Source organism: Allobosea sp. 01N443, from assembly GCF_056399325.1.
Genome location: NZ_JBFTRC010000305.1, coordinates 1 through 4,452 on the forward strand (window position 1 = coordinate 1; position 4,452 = coordinate 4,452).

The following is a 4,452-nucleotide window of genomic DNA, read 5'->3' on the forward strand; positions in this document are numbered from 1 at the left end:
GAGAGTGATCGCCATCCTTGGCGCTGGGCCGCTCATTCTGGCGATGCGGACCTGAACGGGTCGCCGCGACTCTCGTCCAACTTCACCCGCAGACGACGCGGCGCACACCTCAGGCATCCCAATAGCGCGTTTGCACACGGCCTCGGTGGAATACAGCCTCTCCGCGCGTGGTCGGAGCCTTGAGCCGATCATCCTGGCGCTCAAGGCCTGGGGCGAAGCCAATCTGCGGAATGTGCCGCCGGTCGAAGCAGCCGCCTGAGCTTCAATAGGGCAGGCCGACATAGTTCTCGGCCAGTGCCGCCATGGCGTGGTCCGACGAGACGAGATAATCGAGCTCCGCCCGCTGCATCCGCCGTGCGAAGGCGCCGTTCTCCGGGAAATGGTGCAGCAGCGAGGTCATCCACCAGGAGAATCGTTCGGCTTTCCAGACACGCGCCAGGGCCCTGGCCGAATAGTCGTCGATCCCGGCCGATGAGCGCTCCGTGAAACGCTCGATCAGCGCCTGCGACAGGTAATGCACGTCGCTGGCCGCGAGATTGAGCCCCTTGGCGCCGGTCGGCGGCACGATATGGGCGGCATCGCCGGCCAGGAAGAGGCGCCCGAACCGCATCGGCTCGGCGACGAAGGAGCGCAGCGGCGCGATCGATTTCTCGAACGACGGGCCGGTGACGAGCGCCTCGGCGGTTGCCGGATCAAGGCGCCGGCGCAATTCGTCCCAGAAGCGCTGATCCGACCAGTTCCCGACATCGTCGTCGAGCGAGCACTGCACGTAGTAGCGACTGCGGTGGGGCGAGCGCATCGAGCAGAGCGCGAAGCCGCGCTCATCACCGGCATAGATCAGCTCATGCGAGACGGGTGCTACCTCGGCGAGGATGCCGAGCCAGCCGAAGGGATAGACCCGCTCGAAGCTCTGGAGCGCAGCCTCAGGAATGCTGGCCCGCGAAATGCCGTGATATCCGTCGCAACCGGCAATGAACTCGCAATCGAGGCGATGCGCCTGACTATCCCTGACGAAGGTGACGGAGGGCTTGTCGCGGTCGAAATCATGCAGGGCGACGTTCTCAGCCTCGAAGACGGTCGCGGCACCGGACGCCTCGCGCAGGTCCATCAGGTCGCGCGTGGCTTCGGTCTGGCCATAGATGGTGACGTGCTGGCCGCCGGTCAGTCGGGCGAGGTCGACATGGTGGCGCGCCCCACCGAAGAGCAGGTCGAAGCCATTATGCCTGAGGCCCTCGGCATGCAGCCGGCCCGCGGCGCCGACCTCCTCGAGCAACCGCACCATGCCTTGCTCGAGCACGCCGGCACGAATGCGTGAAAGCACATAGTCGCGGCTCTTGCGCTCGATGATGATGGTGTCGATGCCGGCTTTGTGCAGCAACTGGCCGAGCAGAAGCCCGGCCGGGCCCGAGCCGATGATGGCGACCTGCGTGCGCACGAGCGTTCCCTGCAACCCTCGCACTCAGCCGGCGAGCCGCAATTAAGTTGCCATAGCAACGATCACGGGAAAAGCGCGATCTCCAGTTCCGCGATGCTGCCGAGGCATAGATCGCTGATCGGCTCCAGCGTCGTGCGCGTTCCAGTTCCCGTCAGCACGCCGATACGCAGGCCGGCAGCGGCCGCTCGGCCCATTTCCATGTCATGGGCGTTGTCGCCGATCACGGCAACTTCGCCAGGCGCAAGCCCGCAGGCGGCGCAAAAGGCCTGCACCATACCGGGGCCCGGTTTGGCGCCGTGGCCGGAATCGTAGCCCGCGACGAAGGAGAGATGCGGCGCGATGCCGAAATGCGTGGCTGTGGCCGAGACCGCTGCGGCGCTGTCGCTGGAAGCGATCCCGAGCGCGAGGTCGCGGGCGCGCAGGCGCTCGAACAGCGCGGATAGCTCGCAGACCGGAACCATCCGCACGACCGCAGCCTGAAAGAGAGCATCAAGACGCTCGACCAGAGGGGCAATGCCGAGCGGGCTTCCCGCTTCATGCCAGGCTTGCGCCAGCTCCTCGGTATTCCCGGCCGCAAGCAGGCTGTCGGCCACCGCCCGGCCGGTCTCCGGATCGGCGCCAGCGCGCCGCAGCAGGTCGGCGGCCAGCATCGCGTCGCCGTCGGCCGCCAGCAGTCCGGCCTCGCGGTTGATCGGCGGCCAGCTCGCACCATAGTCGAGCAGAGTGCCGTCCTTGTCGAAGAGCAGTCCACGCAGCGGCAGCATGGTCAGGCGTCTTGTACCGGAATGACATCGACGGCGACGCCGACCTTTTGCGTGCCGGGGCCGACGATCACGCCATCGAGCGGAGAGACGTCGGCATAGTCGCGGCCGATCGCGGTGACGATATGATCGTCGGCGACGACGAGGTCGTTCGTCGGGTCGAGGCCGATCCAGCCCGTCTCCGGACCGCACCAGAGATGCACCCAGGCATGGCTGGCATCGGCCCCTTCGAGGCGCTTCTCGCCTGGCGGCGGAATAGTGCGGATATAGCCGCTGACATAGGCTGTCGGCAGGCCGAGCCCCCGCAGGCCGGCGATCATGATATGCGCGAAATCCTGGCAGACGCCGTGGCGCTGGCGGAAGGCTTCCGCCAGCGGGGTCGAGACTTCGGTTGCCTCGGGATCATAGACGAAATCCGTGCGGATGCGGCGCATCAACTCGCTCGCTGCTTCCAGCACGGGGCGCTGCGGCGCAAAGCTGGAGCGCGCATAGTCGACCACCTCGGCGACCGGCGGCACCAGCCGACTGGGAAAAAGCTGATGCGCCGGGGAATTCGGCGCGAGGCTGTTGGACGCCAGCGCCAGTGCACCGACCTCTTCCCAGCCGCGCGTCAACCCGGGAAAGGGCGCCGCCGGCCGGTTCACCTCGACCCGCGCCCGCATGTCGAGCTTCAGCTCGCGATGCGGCTTGGTGATGGTCAAGGTCGTCATGTGGTTGCCGAAGAAGCAGATCCCGTCATTGCGCTCGCTGGTGCGCGGCGTCACGCTCAGGCTGCTCTTGCGCACGCTCTGGCCAACGCCGTCACGCGGCAGCAGCCGCAGGATGCAGCGTGCAAAGGGCACAGGCCGACTATAGGCATAGGTCGTGACATGACGGACGTCGTAGATCACGCGATGCCTGTCATCCGCGAGCCTTCGGGTTCGCTGTTCTGCAGGAAGTAGCGGTCCGCCACGGAGCCGGCCAACCCCATCAGCAACTGCTCGAACAGCAGGATGCTGGTGCGGTCGAGGCGGCTTGCCTCGGCGGTGCGGCATTCGGCAGCGAGCTTGAGCGCGAGCCGGCGCGGCGCTTCCAGCATGCCGTCTTCGCTCAGCGTCGGCAGCGCGGCGATCTCGACATCGAGGCGATCGATCTGGAAGGCGACCGAGCGCGGATTATAAGGATCGAGCATCACGAGATCGAGCACGGGCGCGAGCGCGGGGCCGAGCAGATAGCGGGAGCGGTACGTGATCTGCGAATCGGTCAGGTCGAGAAGAGCGTCGAGGCAATCGCCCGGCGCGGACGAGTCGGCAAAATGGCGGGCAAAGCGGCAGGTCGCGATGCCACGCTCCAGCCGCCGCCCGATATCGAGGAAGCGCCAGCCCGCACCCCGCACCATGTTCTCCTGGCTCAGGCCCGAGAAGGCGGCGAGCGTCTTCAGGGCGGTGTCCGCCGTTTCATAGGCATCGCCCTCGCTGGGCTTGTCGCCGTTGAGCGTCAGCTGCCGCTGCAGGTCGCCGAAGAGGCGCCAGGCGTCGATCGACAGGCGTTCGCGAATGACCGACGCCGTACGCCGCGCTTCGCGGACGGAGGAAAGGGCGGAGCCATATTGGTCAAGGCTGTGCAGCGCGTCAGAGGCCTGGGAGGCGGTGGAATGCTCCTTGCCCGTCGGGGCGGCGCCCCAGGCGATCAGCAGGTTGGCGAGGCGGCGCAGCGTCTCCGCCCGCTCGGGCGTGGCATCGTCGGCGTCGATCAGTCGGCCGAGCAATGCGCGCACCAGCCGCAAGGTCGCCTCGGTCCGCTCGAGATAGCGTCCGAGCCAGAACAGGTTGTCGGCCGCGCGGCTCGGCATGGTGCCGATGATGCGGCGGATGCTGATGCGGTCGGCGCTTGGCAGCAGCGTCACCTGCTCGACGGGCGTGTCGGACGTGATCCAGACATCGCTGGAGCGCACGCCATTGCCAAGCGTGACGGCGCGTGCGTCGACATCCTCGGAGATGCGGCAGAAGCCACCCGGCATCACCTTCCAGCCGTCGGGCGTCGCAGCCGCGAAGACGCGCAGCGTCATCGGGTGCGGCTGCAGCCGGCCGCCCTGGAAGACCGGCATGGTCGAGAGGCGCACGATCTCCTGCCCGACATAGTCGAGCCCGCGTGCCTCGATCCGCGCCTGCAACGCCGAGCGCGCTTCAGGCGAAAACTCGCCGGGCAGGATCGTGTTGCCATTGAGGCCATCGATCGAGGCGCGGAAGGCCGACGAGATGCTCATCTCATCGAGCC

General features: G+C 67.2%; 5 protein-coding genes. 1 reads left to right on the top strand and 4 read right to left on the bottom strand.

Annotation, left to right across the window (positions count from 1 at the left end):
- Positions 1–145 precede the first annotated feature (145 nt).
- Positions 146–259, top strand: a complete 114-nt coding sequence (locus AC1DRP_RS35210; RefSeq protein WP_476770968.1) for a winged helix-turn-helix transcriptional regulator — start codon at positions 146–148, stop codon at positions 257–259.
- Positions 260–262: 3 nt separating this feature from the next.
- On the opposite strand, the gene pobA is transcribed toward AC1DRP_RS35210, so the two are convergent.
- The 4 genes from pobA to AC1DRP_RS35230 all read right to left on the bottom strand — a co-directional run.
- Positions 263–1,435, bottom strand: coding sequence for a 4-hydroxybenzoate 3-monooxygenase (gene pobA, locus AC1DRP_RS35215; protein ID WP_441493519.1), 1,173 nt, complete (start codon positions 1,433–1,435; stop codon positions 263–265).
- Positions 1,436–1,497: 62 nt separating this feature from the next.
- Positions 1,498–2,199, bottom strand: coding sequence for an HAD family hydrolase (locus AC1DRP_RS35220; protein ID WP_441493520.1), 702 nt, complete (start codon positions 2,197–2,199; stop codon positions 1,498–1,500).
- A 2-nt stretch (positions 2,200–2,201) separates the two neighbouring features.
- Entirely contained in the window at positions 2,202–3,086 is an 885-nt protein-coding gene (locus AC1DRP_RS35225; protein WP_441506094.1) for a transglutaminase family protein, read from the bottom strand.
- Positions 3,083–4,452: alpha-E domain-containing protein (locus AC1DRP_RS35230; protein ID WP_476770969.1), on the bottom strand; the 1,370-nt coding region annotated here is incomplete at its 5' end. The genes AC1DRP_RS35230 and AC1DRP_RS35225, both read right to left, overlap by 4 nt.

What these genes read in the sequence shown, in the direction of transcription:
- AC1DRP_RS35220 (WP_441493520.1), bottom strand. Translation starts at nt 2,199, where the DNA reads ATGCTGCCGCTGCGTGGACTGCTCTTCGACAAGGACGGCACTCTGCTC.